Origin of the sequence: Pseudomonas sp. Irchel 3E13 (assembly GCF_900187455.1) — a bacterium.
GTDB lineage: Bacteria > Pseudomonadota > Gammaproteobacteria > Pseudomonadales > Pseudomonadaceae > Aquipseudomonas.
This window is the reverse complement of the sequence record NZ_FYDX01000002.1, coordinates 175,459-193,479: the sequence shown is the minus strand read 5'-3', so window position 1 is coordinate 193,479 and position 18,021 is coordinate 175,459. Positions and strand designations below refer to the sequence as shown.

Annotated in this window: 14 protein-coding genes and 2 tRNA genes; 8 read left to right on the top strand and 8 right to left on the bottom strand. The window is 60.3% G+C overall.

Annotated features, from left to right (window positions below):
* Positions 1 to 252: 252 nt before the first annotated feature.
* Entirely contained in the window at positions 253 to 2,151 is a 1,899-nt protein-coding gene (locus tag CKW37_RS03355; protein WP_095154022.1) for a potassium transporter Kup, read from the top strand.
* A 39-nt stretch (positions 2,152 to 2,190) separates the two neighbouring features.
* On the opposite strand, the gene CKW37_RS03350 is transcribed toward CKW37_RS03355, so the two are convergent.
* The 4 genes from CKW37_RS03350 to CKW37_RS03335 form a co-directional block, all read right to left on the bottom strand.
* Positions 2,191 to 3,486: a virulence factor family protein gene (locus CKW37_RS03350; protein ID WP_095154021.1), complete on the bottom strand. Its 1,296-nt coding sequence runs from the start codon at positions 3,484 to 3,486 to the stop codon at positions 2,191 to 2,193.
* The gene (gene mprF / locus CKW37_RS03345) at positions 3,486 to 6,125 is read right to left on the bottom strand and encodes a bifunctional lysylphosphatidylglycerol flippase/synthetase MprF (protein ID WP_095154020.1); all 2,640 of its coding nucleotides are present in this window, start codon (positions 6,123 to 6,125) and stop codon (positions 3,486 to 3,488) included. The genes CKW37_RS03350 and mprF overlap by 1 nt, the downstream gene beginning before the upstream one ends.
* Before the next feature lie 219 nt (positions 6,126 to 6,344).
* Positions 6,345 to 6,421 (bottom strand) — tRNA-Met (locus CKW37_RS03340).
* A 133-nt stretch (positions 6,422 to 6,554) separates the two neighbouring features.
* Positions 6,555 to 6,631: transfer RNA gene (locus tag CKW37_RS03335), tRNA-Met, on the bottom strand.
* A 216-nt stretch (positions 6,632 to 6,847) separates the two neighbouring features.
* On the opposite strand from CKW37_RS03335, the gene dinB reads away from it, so the two are divergent.
* Positions 6,848 to 7,912: a DNA polymerase IV gene (gene dinB / locus CKW37_RS03330; protein ID WP_095154019.1), complete on the top strand. Its 1,065-nt coding sequence runs from the start codon at positions 6,848 to 6,850 to the stop codon at positions 7,910 to 7,912.
* A 181-nt stretch (positions 7,913 to 8,093) separates the two neighbouring features.
* On the opposite strand, the gene CKW37_RS03325 is transcribed toward dinB, so the two are convergent.
* The 3 genes from CKW37_RS03325 to CKW37_RS03315 all read right to left on the bottom strand — a co-directional run bounded on the left by CKW37_RS03325 (position 8,094) and on the right by CKW37_RS03315 (position 12,258).
* Entirely contained in the window at positions 8,094 to 9,047 is a 954-nt protein-coding gene (locus tag CKW37_RS03325) for a hypothetical protein (RefSeq protein WP_095154018.1), read from the bottom strand.
* A gap of 20 nt (positions 9,048 to 9,067) precedes the next feature.
* A complete protein-coding gene (locus CKW37_RS03320; RefSeq protein ID WP_095154017.1) occupies positions 9,068 to 10,783 on the bottom strand; it encodes a proline--tRNA ligase in 1,716 nt (571 codons plus the stop codon).
* Between the two features lie 164 nt (positions 10,784 to 10,947).
* Positions 10,948 to 12,258 (bottom strand): OprD family porin, encoded by a 1,311-nt coding sequence (locus CKW37_RS03315; protein WP_095154016.1) that lies wholly within the window; start codon positions 12,256 to 12,258, stop codon positions 10,948 to 10,950.
* 781 nt (positions 12,259 to 13,039) lie between these two features.
* Here CKW37_RS03315 and CKW37_RS03310 point away from each other — a divergent pair.
* Positions 13,040 to 13,465 (top strand): HIT domain-containing protein, encoded by a 426-nt coding sequence (locus CKW37_RS03310; protein WP_095154348.1) that lies wholly within the window; start codon positions 13,040 to 13,042, stop codon positions 13,463 to 13,465.
* A 3-nt stretch (positions 13,466 to 13,468) separates the two neighbouring features.
* On the top strand, positions 13,469 to 13,675 hold the full coding sequence (locus CKW37_RS03305; protein ID WP_095154015.1) for a SlyX family protein: 207 nt from the start codon (positions 13,469 to 13,471) through the stop codon (positions 13,673 to 13,675).
* Between the two features lie 64 nt (positions 13,676 to 13,739).
* Here CKW37_RS03305 and CKW37_RS33430 read toward each other — a convergent pair whose 3' ends face one another.
* On the bottom strand, positions 13,740 to 14,333 hold the full coding sequence (locus CKW37_RS33430; RefSeq protein WP_095154014.1) for a cold-shock protein: 594 nt from the start codon (positions 14,331 to 14,333) through the stop codon (positions 13,740 to 13,742).
* Positions 14,334 to 14,633: 300 nt separating this feature from the next.
* Here CKW37_RS33430 and CKW37_RS03295 point away from each other — a divergent pair, with 300 nt between their 5' ends.
* The 4 genes from CKW37_RS03295 to aspS all read left to right on the top strand — a co-directional run bounded on the left by CKW37_RS03295 (position 14,634) and on the right by aspS (position 17,963).
* Positions 14,634 to 15,107: a Dps family protein gene (locus CKW37_RS03295; protein WP_095154013.1), complete on the top strand. Its 474-nt coding sequence runs from the start codon at positions 14,634 to 14,636 to the stop codon at positions 15,105 to 15,107.
* Positions 15,108 to 15,376: 269 nt separating this feature from the next.
* Positions 15,377 to 15,733: a ribbon-helix-helix domain-containing protein gene (locus CKW37_RS03290; RefSeq protein ID WP_095154012.1), complete on the top strand. Its 357-nt coding sequence runs from the start codon at positions 15,377 to 15,379 to the stop codon at positions 15,731 to 15,733.
* Positions 15,734 to 15,877: 144 nt separating this feature from the next.
* Positions 15,878 to 16,093, top strand: coding sequence for an FmdB family zinc ribbon protein (locus CKW37_RS03285; protein ID WP_095154011.1), 216 nt, complete (start codon positions 15,878 to 15,880; stop codon positions 16,091 to 16,093).
* A gap of 94 nt (positions 16,094 to 16,187) precedes the next feature.
* Positions 16,188 to 17,963: an aspartate--tRNA ligase gene (aspS, locus tag CKW37_RS03280; RefSeq protein WP_095154346.1), complete on the top strand. Its 1,776-nt coding sequence runs from the start codon at positions 16,188 to 16,190 to the stop codon at positions 17,961 to 17,963.
* Positions 17,964 to 18,021: the final 58 nt, after the last annotated feature.

The window sequence follows — 18,021 nt, the reverse complement described above, 5'->3', positions numbered from 1 at the left end:
AGAGGGGTTGCCGCGGGGATAGGGTGGGCAACCCTGCTGGGCGCTCTGGGGCGCCTCTGGTCAAAAAGTGCGCAATTCTAGCGAGCGACAACGCGCTTGACCAGCAGAAAAGCGACGAACGCTGCGCTATGCTTCGCGGCATTGCGTCGGTGTCAATGTCAGACACCGGCGCCAAGGTTCAGCCAGCAGCAAAAATAATAGCGTCTGGCGCGAAATTTACCGGTCTGCGGTTCTTGCATGCGGGAGTGGTTGATGGTTCAGGCTAACAGTGAAGCCGGGGCGGGGCATGGCGCAACAAAATCGCTGGGCCTGCTGGTAGCTGCTGTCGGGGTGGTCTACGGCGATATCGGTACCAGCCCGCTCTATACCCTCAAGGAAGTCTTTACCGGCGGTTACGGGGTGCCGGTCAACCATGATGGTGTGTTGGGGATTCTCTCGCTGATCGCCTGGTCGCTGATCTGGGTGGTTTCGATCAAGTACGTGACGTTCATCCTGCGCGCCGACAACCAGGGCGAGGGCGGCATCATGGCGCTTACGGCGCTGGCCGCGAGGGCGTCGGCGCCGTACCCGAAGTTGCGGGCGATGATGGTGGTCTGTGGCCTGATCGGCGCCGCGCTGTTCTACGGTGACAGCATGATCACGCCGGCGGTATCGGTACTGTCGGCGGTGGAGGGGATGGAGCTGGCCTTCGACGGCATCGATCACTGGGTGGTGCCAATCGCCCTGGTCGTACTGGTGGCGTTGTTTCTGGTGCAGAAACACGGTACGGCGAAGATCGGCATCCTCTTCGGGCCGGTCATGGTGGCCTGGTTTCTGGTGCTCGCGGCCCTTGGCCTGCATGGCATTTCGCAAAGCCCGGAAGTGCTCAAGGCGTTCAACCCGGTCTGGGCCGTGCGCTTCTTCATTGTCCATCCGGGCATGGGCGTAGCGATCCTTGGGGCGGTGGTGCTGGCGCTGACGGGCGCCGAGGCGCTGTATGCGGACATGGGCCACTTCGGCCGTAAACCGATTGCCCGCGCCTGGTTTGCCCTGGTACTGCCGGCGTTGGTGCTCAATTACTTCGGTCAGGGCGGATTGCTGCTGCAGAACCCCGACGCGGCGCGTAACCCGTTCTATCTGCTGGCGCCGGGCTGGGCGTTGCTGCCGTTGATTGCGTTGTCCACCCTGGCCACGGTGATCGCCTCCCAGGCGGTCATTTCCGGGGCCTTCTCCTTGACTCGGCAGGCCATCCAGCTCGGCTATATCCCGCGGATGCAGATTCAGCACACCTCCAGCGACGAGCAGGGCCAGATCTACATCGGCGCGGTGAACTGGACGCTGATGGTTGCCGTGGTGTTGCTGGTGATCGGTTTCGAATCCTCCGGTGCGCTGGCCGCGGCCTATGGCGTGGCGGTGACTGGCACCATGCTGATGACTACGCTGCTGGTTTCGACGGTGATGCTGCTGCTGTGGAAATGGCCACCTTTGCTGGCGGTACCGATCCTGTTGGGCTTCCTGTTCGTGGACGGGCTGTTTTTCGCCGCCAACCTGCCCAAGGTCCTGCAAGGCGGTGCCTTCCCGGTATTGGCGGGAAGCGTGTTGCTGCTGTTGATGAGCACCTGGAAGCGCGGCAAGCAGATTCTTGTCGAGCGCATCGACGAAGGCGGGCTGCCGCTGCCGATCTTCATCAGCAGTATTCGCGTGCAGCCGCCGCATCGGGTCGAGGGCACCGCAGTGTTCCTCACTGCACGGGCGGATGCCGTGCCTCACGCGCTGTTGCACAACCTGCTGCACAACCAGGTGCTGCATAGCCAGGTGGTGTTGTTGACGGTGGTCAGTGAGGATCGGCCGCGGGTGCCGGAGCAGGAGCGCTTTGAAGTCGAGGCTTACGGTGACGGGTTCTTCCGGGTGCTGTTGCACTTCGGCTTCATGGACGAGCCGGACGTGCCGGCGGCCTTGAGGTTGTGCCACCTTGAAGAGCTGGATTTCAGTCCGATGCGCACCACCTACTTCCTCAGCCGGGAGACGGTGATCGCCTCGCGCCTGGAAGGCATGGCGCGTTGGCGCGGGAACCTGTTCGCGTTCCTGCTGAAGAATGCCAACGGTAACCTGCGATTCTTCAACTTGCCGCTGAACCGGGTGATCGAATTGGGGACACAGGTCGAGATTTGATCCAGGCGGGGCCGTAAGCCGGCCCCGCCAATACTTATCTCAGTTCTGCTCCGCCACGCTGGTCTTCCCCTGGCGGCTCTCGATTTCACCAATCAGCTTGCGTGCCAGCGCTGGGTAGTTTTCATCGAAGTGATGGCCGCCCGGCAGCTTGAGTTTCTCGCCCACTGCGGTGGTGTCGGTGCAGCCGCTTTCGTCGGTTTCTTCCACACCGTAAACGCAGAGCACTTTCCCGGCAGGCATCTTCGCCATTTCCGGCCCGGTCGGGGCCTCTTTGCCGGCGTTGCCGAGCCAGCCTTCAACTTCGATCTCGAAACTGCCGCTACGGGCGAATGCCAGCAGGATGACGGCGTCGATACGCTTCTGGTCCTCGACCGGCAGGCGGTTGTAGATCGCCGGCAGGACATCGGCGCCGAACGAGTAACCGGTCAATACGAAGCGTTTGGTGCCCCATTTCTGACGGTAGTGCTGCATCAGTTCCGACAGGTCGACAGCGCTTTGCTCAGGCGTCTTGTGCTGCCAGTAGTAACGCAGGGTGTCGATGCCGACCACCGGATAGCCCAGCTTGGCCATCTCGCCGGCGACATCGCGGTCCAGGTCACGCCAGCCGCCGTCACCGGACAGGAACAGGGTCACGGTGTCGGTGGTTTGGCCCGCCGGGACTTCAACAACGGGAATGCTCATGGCATTGCCGTCTTCGCCCACCAGCGCCTGGGTCAACTGTGCCTTGAGCACCTGCGGGAGATGGATGTCGTAGTCGCTGATGCTGGTTTCGGCGTTGGCCTGGTTGCGCACGAAGGCGGCACTGGCATCATCCGGGTTGTCGTTCCACGCCACGTTCCAGTGGCCGTGCGGTGCGGACGTGGCTGATTGAAGCTTGCAGCCCGCGCGTTCCAGGGTGAAGTCCACGGAAATGGCCTGGGCCTTGTCATCCTTCTGTCCGGCCAGCCAGTCCCAGGCGAGGTTCGCCCCCGGGCCGATACCGGCGACCAGGGTCGGTGCGCCGTTGAGTTGTTGCTGGGCCAGTTGCAGTGCCTGCTGTTGAAGGTTGCAGTCGGCGGGCGGCAGGGTGACTTGCACCAGTTGGGCTTCGCCACTCTGGCTCAGGTCCAGCAGTTGCTTGTCGCTCAACAGTTGGTCTTGCGGCGAAGCGATGACCACGCGGGCCTTGGCCTGGGCGCCGGGCGTGGCGCGAACCAGGCTGCTGCCATCGCTAAGGGTCAGGTGTTCTACATGAGCCTCTGGAGCCGGGCGGGTCCACAACCAGAAGCCAACAGCGGCTGCGAGCAGCGCCACCATCAGGGCACCGAGCAGGTAAAACCAGTAGCGTCGAATCATCAGCGTTTCACCAATCCAGTAAGACCGCCCGCGATCAGGGCGGCAGTGTCGGCCAGTGCCACCAGCGGATCAAGTCCGGCGGGGACGGCCATGTAACGGGGTTCCCAGTCGGGCTGGAATTTGTCTTTGAAGCGGCGCAGGCCCTGGAAGTTGTAGAGCTGCTCGCCGCGATGGAACACCATCGAACCCAGGCGCTGGGTCAGTGGTGCGCCGCGTCGTGGCTGCAGGCCCGACAAGGGCACCATGCCGAGGCTGAAGCGCGCATATCCATGCTGTTTATAGTGCTGGATCAGACCGACCATCATGAATTCCATGGTCAGTTTCGGCGCGTCGGGATGGGCGCGCATAAGGTCGAGGCTGGCCAGTTCGCGGCTGTGTGTCTCCAGCAGGTTGGCGAATGCCACCGGCTTGCCTTCGAAGCGGATCAGGGCGATGCGGAAGTGTTGCAGATAGTCTTCGCTGAAGCGACCGAGGGAGAAACCTTTTTCGCGCACGTTCTTGCCGGTCAGCCAGGCGTCGGAAATGAGCTTCAGTTCTTCCAGCGGTGCCTGACCGGGCTCATGGATTTCCAGGCTCAGGCCGTCCCGTCCGCCGCGGTTCCAGGTGTAGCGCAGGTCCTTCATTTCCTTGCCCTTGGCGTCCAGGTCGAAGCGCAGCAGGTTGACCCTGGCTTCCTCACCCAGCTTGATCGCGCTCAGGCCGATGTCCATATAGAAGGGCAGGTTCTCGGCGCGGACCTGATAGAACACCGGACGGGCATGGTGAATATCGCAGAGGTCGCGGAACTGCCAGATCATTTCGGCACGGCGCTGGGCCGGCCCGATCGGATCGTACAGCGCAACCAGGCTGCGGCCGCGGCGAGCGTACATCAGGAAGGCGTCATCGTCAGGGTGGAACAGCAGCGCCTTGTCGCCGGTCAGGGCCAGGCCGCCGTCGGGCTGATCCGATGCCAGCAGGATGCGGTTGGCACGTTGCAGTTCTTCCTCGTTGGGCAGATGGATCACCGGCCGCGCGGTGCGCAGCAGCCAGGTCAGGGCGACCACCACGAGCAGTACCGCGCTGCCTAGCGCCGAGCGCAGGCCGCGCGGGGCGTCCGCATCGAGGGTGAATTGCCACCAGAGTTGATTGCTGTAAGGCACATCCTGGTAGGCGAACAGCAACAGCCAGATCGAAGCACCGACCACGCAGGCACTGGCAACCAGATAGACCGGCGAGAACGGCAGTTCCAGCAAGCGGCTGGGGCGGTAGAACGAGCGACGGAACACCGCCAGCAGGCAGGCGGTGAGGGTCAGCAGGCTGGCCTCTTCCCAGTCGAAGCCTTTGAGCAGGGACAACAGGGCGCCCACCAGCAACAGAACAGTGGTCAGAATCCAGGCCGCAGACAGGCGCCGGCGCAGACCTTGAGCGAGCAGCAGGCAGAGCACGCCGACCAGGCTGGCGATGAAGTGGGACGCGTCGATCAAACGATGAGGAATCAGGAAGCCGAGGTGTTCCAGGCGGGTGTCGATCTCCGGAGTGGCGCCGGAAAACAGCAGCACGACGCCAGACAGGAACACCAGCACCGCGAGCACCGGAGCAGCCAGCCCCGAGGCGACCTTGATGGCCTGCTGGGCAAAGATGAACCGGCGGGCCTCGCTGACAAGCAGCACCACGCAGGCCACCAGCATTGGCAGCAACACGTAGATCAGGCGGTACAGGAGCAAGGCGGCGGCAAGGGGCGCGGCACCCAGTTGATTGGCGAAGGCTGCCAGCAGAATCGCTTCGAATACCCCGACACCACCTGGGACGTGGCTCAGCACGCCGGCGGCCAGCGCCAGCAGGTACACCAGCAGGAATGCACCAAAGGGCGGCGCTTCTGGCAACAGCAGGTAAAGCACGGTAGCTGCCGCGGCGACGTCGAGTGCGGTGATGAACAGTTGCAGCAGGGTCAGGCGGGCGCCGGGCAGGCGCAGGGTGCGGCGACCGATGCGAGTCAGCAGGACGTCGGTGTAGGGCTGTTCTGGCAGGCGGCGTCGATACAGGCCGTAGGCCAAGGCCGCGCTAAGGACGAGGACGGCAATGGCGATACCGCCCAGCAGGGCTTGCGGCAAGCGCAGGGCCGATGAGGCGGAGGCCAGGTCGCTCAGGGTTGCCAGTGCAGCCAGTGGGGGCAATGCACAACCCAGCGACAGGCTGGCGAACAGGGTCATGCGCGCCACCTCGGCGGCACCGATACCCTGACGAGCGTACAAGCGATAGCGCACCGAGCCACCGGACAACAGCGACAGCCCGATGGCATTACCAATGGCGAACGCGCAGAAGCCGCCCATGGCCAGGCTTGATGGGGGTAGCTTGACGCCGGCAAAGCGGCTGGCGGACCACTCGTAGCCGAGCAAAATCACGAAGCCCGCGACGGTGGCCAGGAAGGCCCCGCCCAGTGCGGGTGCGGGAATGCTCAGCAGCGAATCGTGCAGTGCGTAGATATCCAGCTCACTGAGCAGATGCCGACAGGCGATCAGCGCAACGCCAAATAAAAGCAGCGTTACCCCTAGGCCGATGGGCTGGCGATACTTGCTCAACAGCTCCAGCCAGCGCAGCCGATTGGGTGCGATGGGTTGGGCGGCAGTCACGTGGGGTTCAGCTTCAGCGGTTGGGCGCATCAATCACCTCGGGGATTGTGCGCGACAGGATGGGAGTATCCGGTCAAGTTACCAATCCCTATGGAAAAATAGTGCCTGAATATTACTAGCGTTCAGGCGAATCCGTGCGGGTCATGATAGTTAAAGAAGTTTCACATTGCCGCCGGGCAGGGAAGAAGGGCGGGCAGTTTTTTCCGCGCATACAAAAAAGGCCACTCTTTCAAGTGGCCTTTCTATGTTTGGTTGCGGGAGCCGGATTTGAACCGACGACCTTCGGGTTATGAGCCCGACGAGCTACCAGACTGCTCCATCCCGCGTCTGTGGGGCGCATTCTACAGTGTGGCGGTTTACTGTCAATGCTTAATTATTGATTTTCAAGAAATTCCTGCTAAAGCCTAAAAATCAGGCAAAGAAAAAGGCCACTCTTGCGAGTGGCCTTTTTCTTTAACTTGGTTGCGGGAGCCGGATTTGAACCGACGACCTTCGGGTTATGAGCCCGACGAGCTACCAGACTGCTCCATCCCGCGTCTGTGGGGCGGATTCTACAGGGATACGATTCCCTGTCAATCAATAATTTGAAGAAATCCTTTTTTCTTCAAATGGTTAGCATTCCTGGCAAGTGACTTGACGGTCATTTGCAGCGAGCAGACCGCGCTATTCAGGGGCTGTGCGGAGGTTTAGATGCGAAGGGCAAGGTCGAGTGAGATACTGCGCGTACGAATTTTCCTTACCAACGGTCGTCCATGCTTCAGCGCAAGATCATCCATATCGACTGCGATTGCTTCTACGCGGCTATCGAGATGCGTGACGACCCGCGTCTGGCCGGGCGGCCGCTGGCGGTGGGCGGATCGGCGGACCGCCGTGGCGTCATTGCGACCTGCAACTATGAGGCGCGCGCTTTCGGGGTGCGCTCGGCGATGTCGTCGCGACACGCCTTGAGCCTTTGCCCCGACCTGTTGATCGTCAAGCCGCGGATGGATGCTTATAAAGAAGCATCGCGGGAAATCCATAACGTCTTTCGCGAATACACCGACCTGATCGAGCCCTTGTCCCTGGACGAGGCTTACCTCGATGTCACCGAAAGCCAGCGCTGTTCCGGTTCGGGCACGCTGATCGCCCAGGATATCCGCCGCAAGATTTCGCAGCGCCTGCATATCACCGTCTCGGCGGGGGTCGCGCCGAACAAGTTCCTCGCCAAGATCGCCAGCGACTGGCGCAAGCCCAACGGGCTATTCGTCATTACGCCGGCAGAGGTGGAGGATTTCGTTTCCGTGCTGCCGGTGAACAAGCTGCATGGCGTCGGCAAGGTGACTGCTGACAAGTTGCACCGCCTGGGCATCGTCACCTGCGAGGAGCTTCGGCAGTGGGAGCGCCTGGCGCTGGTGCGGGAGTTCGGCGGTTTTGGCGAGCGGCTTTATAACCTGGCGCGTGGGCTCGATGAGCGGCCGGTGCAGAACGACAGCCGGCGTCAGTCTGTCAGTGTGGAAAACACCTACGACCATGATCTGCCTGATCTGGCCAGTTGCCTGGAGAAATTACCGGAGTTGCTCGAGTCGCTGAACGGCCGGATGGCGCGCATCGATAGCAGCTATCGGCCTGGCAAACCGTTCGTGAAGGTCAAATTCCATGATTTCAGCCAGACCACACTTGAACAGGCCGGGGCAGGGCGGGACCTGGAAAGTTACCAGCAGTTGCTCAGTCAGGCGTTTGCCCGGGGCGGGCGGCCTGTCAGGTTGCTGGGCATTGGTGTGCGGCTTCAGGATTTGCGCGGTGCGCACGAGCAGTTGGAATTGTTTCCGGCGCCCTGAATGAAAAAAGCACCGACTTGCGGCAAGGCCATTCAGTTAACCCTACTGGGGCTGCTTTGCAGCCCTTCGCGAGCAAGCTCGCTCCTACAGTGTAGGAGCGAGCTTGCTCGCGAAGGGTCTCAACAGGTTTAACTGACTGAGATAACCGACTTGCGGTGCTTTTTTGCAGGTGGCGAGCTGATCAATGTGCCCCAGGATCCGCAACCAGGCGGCCGGCGTTCTTGGTCAGCGCTTGCAGAAACTCCTGTTGCAGTTCCGGATCGTTGCGGGTCAGCTCGATCAGGCTCTGCTCCAGTTCGCTGGCTTCTTCTTCCAGCCCCAGCTCGGAGAGCCGCTTGACGCGGTGTACCCACTGGTTGACGTCGTCATCTTCGAGGTCATCGAAGATCAGGTCATGGGCTTCCGTCAGTTTGCTACGCAGCGTACTGCTGACCAGCAAGCTGGCATCGGCGCGAACCGGATTGTCTTCATCGGACACCGACAGATGCAGCGTGCCGATATGGGTGAGGTTCTGCTCGCTGAACGGGCTGTCCAGCAGGTTCAGGCGCAGGACACCGTTACGGTCGGTGGTCAGCTCATGAACCATCTTGCCGGCCTTGACCTCCACCGGGCGTTCGCCCCAAGGCAGGCTGGTGTATTCCTGGCGCTTTTCCTTCTGCACTTCGTCGATACCGGCCAGGTTTTGCTGGGCGCGGCCGTTGGACTGCGTGTTCATGAACGGGTTAAGCCCGGCAAAACCGTAGCTGAGCCAGTCATGGGTGATGCTGTCGGGCAGGCTGCCGAGGGCAAAGACGTTCACCACGTTGGCACCGACACCGGCGACCACCGCCACCGCGCCCAGCGGAATCTCGTAGATTTCGCGCCAGGGTTGGTACGGCGTGTAGCGATCGTAACGTCGGGTCACTTCGAATTCAGTCACTTCGAAGTTCTTCTGTTCGTGGATGCGCACACGGCGTTGCGGCAACTCGAGTACCTCGGGTTCCCCCACATCGATCTGCAGGCTGTGCTCGAGCAACTTGCGCTCGATGCGTTCCTCGTGCTCGCTGCGCTGGGACATCTGGTTGGCGCAGCCGCTCAGGAGCACGGCGCCGCACAAGGCGGCGCCCCCGAGGGTTAAGGTACTTCGTCTGAACATGGCTACTCTTGCGTTGGCTATCAGCGACGAATGCGGGCTTGCAGGAACGATACGGCCTCGGCTACAGGCAGGGATTGAGCCTCGCTTTCAGTGCGATGCTTGTACTCCAGTTTGCCTTCAGCCAGGCCGCGATCGCTGACGACGATGCGGTGCGGGATGCCGATCAGCTCCATGTCGGCGAACTTGATGCCGGGGCTGGTCTTCTTGTCGCGGTCATCCAGCAACACTTCGAAACCGGCGGCGGTCAGTTCTGCATAGAGCTTGTCGGTAGCCGCACGGACTTCCTCGGTCTCATAGCGCAAAGGCACCAGGGCGATCTGGAACGGCGCCAGGGCGTCGCTCCAGATGATGCCTTTGTCGTCATAGTTCTGCTCGATTGCCGCAGCGACCACGCGGGAAACGCCGATGCCGTAGCAACCCATGGTCAGGGTGACCGGCTTGCCGTTCTCGCCCAGTACCTGGCACTTCAGCGCTTCGCTGTATTTGGTGCCGAGCTGGAAGATATGGCCGACTTCGATGCCGCGCTTGATCTGCAGGGTGCCCTGGCCGTCCGGGCTTGGGTCGCCTTCGACCACATTGCGCAGGTCTGCCACTTCAGGAACCGGCAGGTCGCGTTCCCAGTTGACGCCGAAGTAGTGCTTGTCGTCGATGTTGGCGCCGATGGCGAAGTCGCTCATCAGGGCGACCGACCGGTCGATGACGCAAGGCAGCGGCAGGTTCAGCGGGCCGAGCGAGCCGGCGCCAGCGCCGATGGCGTCGCGCAGTTCGGCTTCGTTGGCCATGACCAGGGGATCGGCCACCTGAGGCAGTTTGGTTGCCTTGATTTCGTTGAGTTCGTGGTCGCCACGAACGACCAGCGCGATCAGCTTGCCTTCTTCCGCTGCGTGGACGATCAGGGTCTTGATGGTGCGCTCGATCGGAACGCCAAAGCCTTCGACCAGTGCGGCGATGGTCTTGGTGTCAGGGGTGTCGGTCAGACGCAGCGCTTCGGTTGGCGCCGGGCGCACGGTTTCCCGTGGGACAGCCTCGGCTTTCTCGATGTTGGCGGCGTAGTCGGAGCTGTCGCTGAAGATCACATCGTCTTCACCGGACTCGGCCAGCACGTGGAACTCGTGGGAGTAGCTGCCACCGATCGAGCCGGTGTCGGCCTGCACCGGGCGGAAGTTCAGGCCCAGACGGGTGAACACGTTGCAATACGCCTGGTGCATGCGGTCGTAGGTTTCCTGCAGGGAAGCCTGGTCGGCATGGAAGGAGTAGGCGTCCTTCATGATGAATTCGCGGCCGCGCATCAGGCCGAAGCGTGGGCGGATTTCGTCGCGGAATTTGGTCTGGATCTGGTACATGCTCAGCGGCAACTGTTTATAGCTGCTCAGCTCGTTGCGGGCCAGATCGGTGATGACTTCTTCGTGGGTCGGGCCTACGCAGAACTCACGGTTGTGACGGTCTTTCAGGCGCAGCAGCTCAGGGCCGTACTGCTCCCAGCGACCGGATTCCTGCCACAGCTCGGCTGGCTGGATGGCGGGCATCAGCACTTCCAGGGCGCCAGCGGCATTCATTTCCTCGCGAACCACCGCTTCGACCTTGCGCATGACTCGCAGGCCCATCGGCAGCCAGGTGTACAGGCCGGAGGCGAGCTTGCGGATCATCCCGGCACGCAGCATGAGCTGGTGGCTGATGACGACCGCGTCGGAAGGGGTTTCTTTTTGTGTGGCGAGCAAATATTGACTGGTGCGCATGATAGGCCGTTGTCGGTTGCTTAACTGAAATGACCCCGCATTGTACGGGGGGGAATCCGAGACGTATAGGACGCAGGAAACTGAAACTGCTGTAAGTGGATCACCGGAAAGGAAAAAGCCCGGCGAGGCCGGGCTTTTTCGGAGGTGTGGGTAGCCTCGGGGTGTTACAGGATTGACAGCGGGTAGTCGATGATCAGGCGAGTGTCGTTGAAGTCGTTGTAGTTCGCATCGTTCTCAACCGAGTTGGCGCGGTTGATCGAGTGGCGAAGGCGGAACGACAGGTCTTTAGCCGGGCCTTCCTGGATCACGTACTTGGTCTCGAAGTTCCACTCGTGCTCCTTGCCTTCAACGTTGCTGGTGCCGTCAGTCAGCTGGATGTTGTCACCGGTGATGTAGCGAGTCATGAAGCTCAGACCGGGAACACCGTACGAAGCCATGTTCAGGTCGTAGCGGGCCTGCCAGGAGCGTTCGTTCGGGCCTACGAAGTCCGAGATTTGCACCGAGTTGGCGAGGAAAACAGTACCGCCGCCATCGACGCCGTAGTTGTAGCCGGTGGGGCCGCTGGAGCGCTGGTGGGCCACGGTGAAGGTGTGAGCGCCGATGCTGTAGGCTCCGGACAAGCTCCAGACCTTGTTGTCGAGGTCGCCTGCCAGTTTCCGGCCATCGTCTTTGCTGCGGTAGGCGTTGAAGTCCGTCGTGAACGACTGGTCATCCGACACCGGTATTACCAGGTTCAGGTTGACGTACTGTTTCTTCCAGAAATCTTCAACGTCCGACGCGTGAATCGCGCCGCTGAAGTTTTCCGTGAACTTGTAGCTGGCGCCTACAATGTTGGCAGAGCGCAGGGTGTAAATGGACGATCCCTGCTTGGCGCTGTCATGGCCAGTCTGCACTTGACTGTTCAGTCCGGTGAAGCGGCCGGCAGTCAGTTCAAGGCCTTTGATCTCGTTGCTGGTGATCAAGGTACCGGTAGCAACTTCTGGCAGCAGACGGCTGTCGTCAGTGGCGAAAACCGGGCTGGAGACAAACTGGTTACCGTACTTCAGAACGGTGTCGGAGAGGCGGAACTTGATGGCTGCGCCTGCTTCGGACTGGGTGTCTTGCGGGCGACCTTCGCTGTCGGTTGCGAATGAGTCGGCGCCACGAGTGCGACCGCGGCCGCTGTCCAGCTTGACCTGGCTCAGTGTATGGGCGTCGATACCGACGCCGATGGTGCCCTGGGTGAAGCCCGAGGAGAACAGGACGCGTGGACCGATAGACGTCTCTTCGAAGTAAGAGTTATCCAGGCCGGCCTTGGAGTTGGCGATGGACGCGCCGTGACGTGCGTCGCGGTTCATGTAGAAAGTACGGATCAGCACATTCAGCTTGCTGTCTTCAACGAAACCCTTGGACTCGTCCTGCGAGGACGCTACAGCCATTTGCGAGGTCCCGGCGGCTACGGCCAGGGCGATCATGCTCCACTTCATCACGCGCATCGTGATTTGCTCCTTTGGTTTTTTGGAAGATTACTGCTGCCCCACCTGGTTTTTTTATTGAGGCGGCTCTTTCTTGTTTGAGTCGGCGGAATGTATATCACGCTGACTGACGTTGGCGATACTTGCGAAACGAACCTTGCGGGAACTTTATGGTCGTGTCGCAAATAGTTATATCCGTGTCGCAAATTACTTCCCGAGTCAGACGGGTCGTACAACTCCAGCGCTGTTTCGGATTAACCAGGGACTGCGCTTCAAGCGCTAAGTCCTTGATGCCCAAACTCCTTGGTCGCCCGTGCAGCTGTTGTTATTTGTCGCAGTCCACTTGCCTATGCAGGCGGCGTGCCGACCATGCTCAAGGTGAATGCAACAAGCGTGCTCAGATTAGCCGGGCTTTGACGAAATTTTCACTTTTTTCTCGTGAGGGCTACGAAACGTCCGAAAAACCGGGGCCGAAAGATCCCTTGGCTCTTGGCCAGATAGTTTTTCGATATAAATGAAAAATCGACCTCGAAGTCAGGACGTTACCGTCGCGGCGCTCTGAGTGGGTAGTTTGGGGATAAGCGGCGCTCTGATACGGTTCGGTAGGCGCCATTTTGGTGCGAAAAGTAGCGCTCTGTTACCGGCCCTTGGAACCAGGGGCTTCCGTGCACTCTCAAACGTAGATACCCCGTGCTTTTTCGGTGCTTTGCTGGCCGGTTCGTGCCCGTCACCGCCATCAGGAGTATCCTGCTCTCATTGTCCGCCTGGGCGGATCGCGATGATCGATGAGGAGATTGCCCCTGTGTTTGCTTTGGACCCCCGCCTTGAACAAGACACTTTTGTGCTGGGAGACTTTCCTCTTTGCCGGCTTTTACTTAGTAAGGATGCTAACTATCCGTGGTTTATCCTTGTTCCGCGTCGAGCCGACATCAGCGAAATATTTCAATTGGATGGCAATGAGCGCGAGCAACTCTGGAGAGAAACCAATTTCCTGAGTGAAACACTCAAGAATTGTTTTGCTGCCGATAAAATGAATGTTGCTGCGTTAGGAAATGTCGTCAGCCAGTTGCATATGCATGTGATTGTTCGTCGGCGTAATGATGTGGCGTGGCCTGCGCCGGTCTGGGGGAATAAACCTGCAATTGAATATTCGTCTGATCAACTGAGTGAGGTGCGTCAGCGCCTCGGCGCAGTATTGGGCGATGATTTCCGTTTTGTGGAGGCATGAGCCATGAGCCTTGAAGCGCGGGTAATGGAGCTGGAAAGCCGTGTGGCCTTTCAGGACGACACCTTGTTGGCCCTGAATGATGTGCTGGTAGACCAGCAGCGGGTGGTCGAGCGGTTGCAACTGCAGATGGCCGCTTTGCTCAAGCGTTATGAAGATGTCATGGGGCAGTACGAAGTCAGCGAAGAGGAAGCGCCTCCGCCCCACTACTGAAGCCATCGGACATAAAAAAGCCGCGACAGCCCTTGGCGGGTTGTCGCGGCTTTTTTGTGCGCGGTCAGCGGCGAGGTGCTGCGATTACATCTTCAGCCTGCAGGCCTTTGTCGCGATTCATCACCGAGAACTCGACGCGCTGGCCTTCGACCAGGACGCGGTGGCCTTCACCGCGGATTGCCCGGAAATGCACGAAGATATCGTCACCCGAGTCGCGGGAGATGAAGCCGAAGCCCTTGGAGGTGTTGAACCACTTCACAGTGCCGGTATCGCGGTTGCTCATGTCGTAGTTGGCAGGGGCGGCGCTGCTGCGTGCCCTGGCCTGTTTCATGAGGCCGGCGGTCAGGTGCAGGACCACCGCGAGCAGGGCGCTGGCGAGACCGGCGAGGTTGCCCAGTTCCGGAAGCGCCAGGAGTGCCAGGGCTTGCAGGGCCACGGCCAGTACCAACAGAAGACTGGCAGCGATCTGCAGATAATGGCGTGCACCCGTGTAGTACTGCGGCACGACCGGGGCGAGGATCAGGTTGAGCAGGCCGAACAGGCCCAGGTAAATGGCATCGGGTTGTTGCAGGTAGGGCGTGATATCGGCCCTGAGGCTTGGAATGAAGGACAGCAGCAAAGCAGCTGCGCCCGTCAAGAGGTGGACGATCTTGAACATGGTGGTTTGGCTCGCATCTTATTAGGCGGATCACAGGAAGAGCTGGGCCCACGGTGCGTGGTGCATGAATAGGCGCAAAAGCGTGGGGGAACCAGCCTATGCGCCATGGCGTTCACAGTCAGCCATGGCGGCACGCCGTCTATTTAACAGCAAAGCCCCGGGCTTCTCAAATCAGCGGGATGCCCAGCCATCGCGGGCTGCAACACTGTGTCGCGGGCGGAAGGCTGCGCGTGGGGAAAACTCTTGATACAGTGGGGCGGTTGCTTGTTGAATCGATAATCAGAGGAAGGAATTTTTTATATGGCAATCGATATCGGAATCAGTCAAGAAGATCGCAAGTCTATTGTCGACGGCCTGTCGCACCTGCTCTCGGACACTTATGTGCTTTATCTCAAGACGCACAACTTCCACTGGAACGTCACCGGTCCGAGCTTCCGTACATTGCACCTGATGTTCGAAGAGCAATATAACGAACTGGCATTGGCGGTGGATTCCATTGCCGAACGTATTCGTGCACTGGGCTTCCCGGCGCCGGGTACCTATTCGACTTATGCCCGACTTTCTTCGATCAAGGAGCCGGAAGGTGTTCCTTCGGCGGACGATATGATCAAGCAATTGGTCGAAGGTCAGGAAGCCGTGGTGCGTACTGCTCGTGGTCTGTTCCCGCTGCTCGACAAAGTCAGTGACGAACCTACCGCCGACCTGCTGACCCAGCGCATGCAGGTTCACGAGAAAACCGCGTGGATGCTGCGTTCGCTGCTGGAAAACCAGTAAGCCTCACGCCGTCGCCGGCCTTGCTCGGCGGCGCACTGAGCCCGGCCTCTTTCTGAAAGAGGCCGGGCTTTTTCATGGTGTTGATCTTCAACTTTCCGGGCAGGGAAGTATTGTCTCTGGTTATTCAAATGGCGTGTTATTGCCGAGTAATCCTACGGCAATAGTGCGGGCGTCTGCTGGTGCTGAATAATTCATCGGCGCTTCATGTCGGGGGCATGCAGAACTGTAGTGCATGTATTCATTTTCCTGCCTTGAAGCGTGGTATTGCAATGTCTCGACGCTTGAATCATGGAGTGCGCCAGGCGGGCGAACTCCAGCGTATCGGTATCGACCCTTTCGAGTCGGACTTCAATATGAAACTTGCTCAACCGTTATCGCGTTCGGTGCGGTTGAACGGCTTTGCCACCTGTTTGCGTCTCGAGACGATTTACTGGTTAGTGCTTGAGCGTATTGCCCGGGCCAACCACTGCACCGTCAATTCCGTGCTGTCCCATGTCGACCGGGAGGTGCACCTGCGTCACGGCGGTGTGAAAAATTTCAGCGGCCTTGTGCGGGTGATCTGCGTGGTGTTCCTGCTCGACGGGGAAGGCGTTTCGCAAGAGGAGGGCGTGCCTGCGAGGTTGTAGATGAATGGGCGGGGGCGCGATGCGGACTTCTGACCGTTGGTGAAAGCAGGGCTTGCGTCGGGCTGCACAGCCCCGGCTAACCATATATAATCCCGCCTTTTACTGTGCGGCGCGGCCCGCGCAGGGATCAACGAGAAACGCCTCATGCCTCTTTACGACTATCAATGTGCGTCCTGCAGCCACCAGATGGAAGTTCTCCAGAAGATCAGCGCCGCGCCGCTGACCGACTGCCCGGCCTGCCAGAAACCTGAACTCAAGAAGGTGTTGTCCGCTCCCGGTTTTCGCCTGGGCGGCAACGGCTGGTACGAAACCGATTTCAAGACCGGCGCGAAAAAGAACCTCGCTGGCAGTGGCGACTGAGTTGAACTGAACTGCCCGGGTCTTGCACTATTGACCCTTTCGGGTCGTCAAGGCCTTTACGAATTCACGAATGACGAGAAGCGAAACCACCATCATGATGCGCAGCCACTATTGCGGCCAACTGAACGAGAGCCTGGAAGGTCAGGAAATTACCCTTTGCGGCTGGGTCCATCGTCGTCGCGACCACGGCGGGGTGATTTTCCTCGATATCCGTGACCGCGAAGGCCTGGCTCAGGTTGTTTTCGATCCGGATCGCGCAGACAGCTTCGCCGCCGCCGACCGTGTGCGCAGCGAATATGTGGTGAAAATCACCGGCAAGGTGCGCCTGCGTCCGGCCGGTGCGGTCAACCCGAACATGGCCTCTGGCCAGATCGAAGTGCTCGGCTACGAGCTGGAAGTCCTGAACGAAGCCGAAACCCCGCCGTTCCCGTTGAACGAATTCTCTGACGTGGGCGAAGAAACCCGCCTGCGCTACCGCTTCATCGACCTGCGTCGCCCGGAAATGGCCGACAAGCTGCGTCTGCGTTCGCGCATCACCTCCAGCATCCGTCGTTTCCTCGACGAGAACGGTTTCCTCGACGTCGAAACCCCGATCCTGACCCGTGCCACGCCTGAAGGCGCGCGTGACTACCTGGTGCCGAGCCGCACCCACGCCGGCAGCTTCTTCGCGCTGCCGCAGTCGCCGCAGTTGTTCAAGCAATTGCTGATGGTTGCCGGCTTCGACCGGTACTACCAGATCGCCAAGTGCTTCCGCGACGAAGACCTGCGTGCCGACCGTCAGCCTGAATTCACTCAGATCGACATCGAGACCAGCTTCCTCGACGAGTCCGAGATCATCGGCCTGACCGAAAGCATGATCCGCAAGCTGTTCAAGGAAGTCCTGGACCTGGAGTTCGGCGAGTTCCCGCACATGACTTACGAAGAAGCCATGCGCCGCTACGGTTCCGACAAGCCGGACCTGCGTATCCCGCTGGAACTGGTAGACGTTGCCGACCAGCTCAAGGATGTCGATTTCAAGGTCTTCGCCGGCCCTGCAAACGATCCGAAATGCCGCGTTACCGCCCTGCGTCTGCCAGGCGGCGCCAGCATGCCGCGCAGCAAGATCGACGAGTACACCAAGTTCGTCGGCATCTACGGTGCCCGTGGCCTGGCGTACATCAAGGTCAACGAGCGCGCCAAGGGTGTTGAAGGTCTGCAGTCGCCGATCGTCAAGAACATCCCTGAAGCCAACCTGAACGTGATTCTTGATCGCGTAGGCGCAGTCGACGGCGACATCGTCTTCTTCGGTGCCGACAAGGCCAAGGTCGTCAGCGAAGCGCTGGGCGCGCTGCGTATCAAGCTGGGTGGCGACTTCAACCTGTACACCACCCAGTGGGCGCCAATGTGGGTCGTCGACTTCCCGATGTTCGAAGAGAACGACGATGGCAGCTTCACCGCGCTGCACCACCCGTTCACCGCGCCGAAGTGCACTCCAGAAGAGCTGGAAGCCAACCCGGCCGGCGCTCTGTCCCGCGCTTACGACATGGTCCTCAACGGTACCGAGCTGGGCGGCGGTTCGATCCGTATCCACCGCAAGGAAATGCAGCAGGCGGTCTTCCGTCTGTTGGGTATCGAGGCGGCAGAACAGGAAGAGAAATTTGGCTTCCTGCTCGACGCTCTGAAGTTCGGTGCTCCGCCTCACGGCGGCCTGGCCTTCGGCCTTGATCGCCTGGTGATGCTGATGACCGGCGCTCAGTCGATCCGTGAAGTGATCGCCTTCCCGAAAACCCAGAGCGCTGCGTGCGTCATGACCCAGGCACCTGGCCTGGTCGATGCCAAGGCCCTGCGCGAGTTGCATATCCGTCTGCGCGAACAGCCGAAGGCTGAGTAAGCGGACACCGAGGCGCATCCGATTGGATGCGCCTTTGCGTTACGGCACATGATTTAGT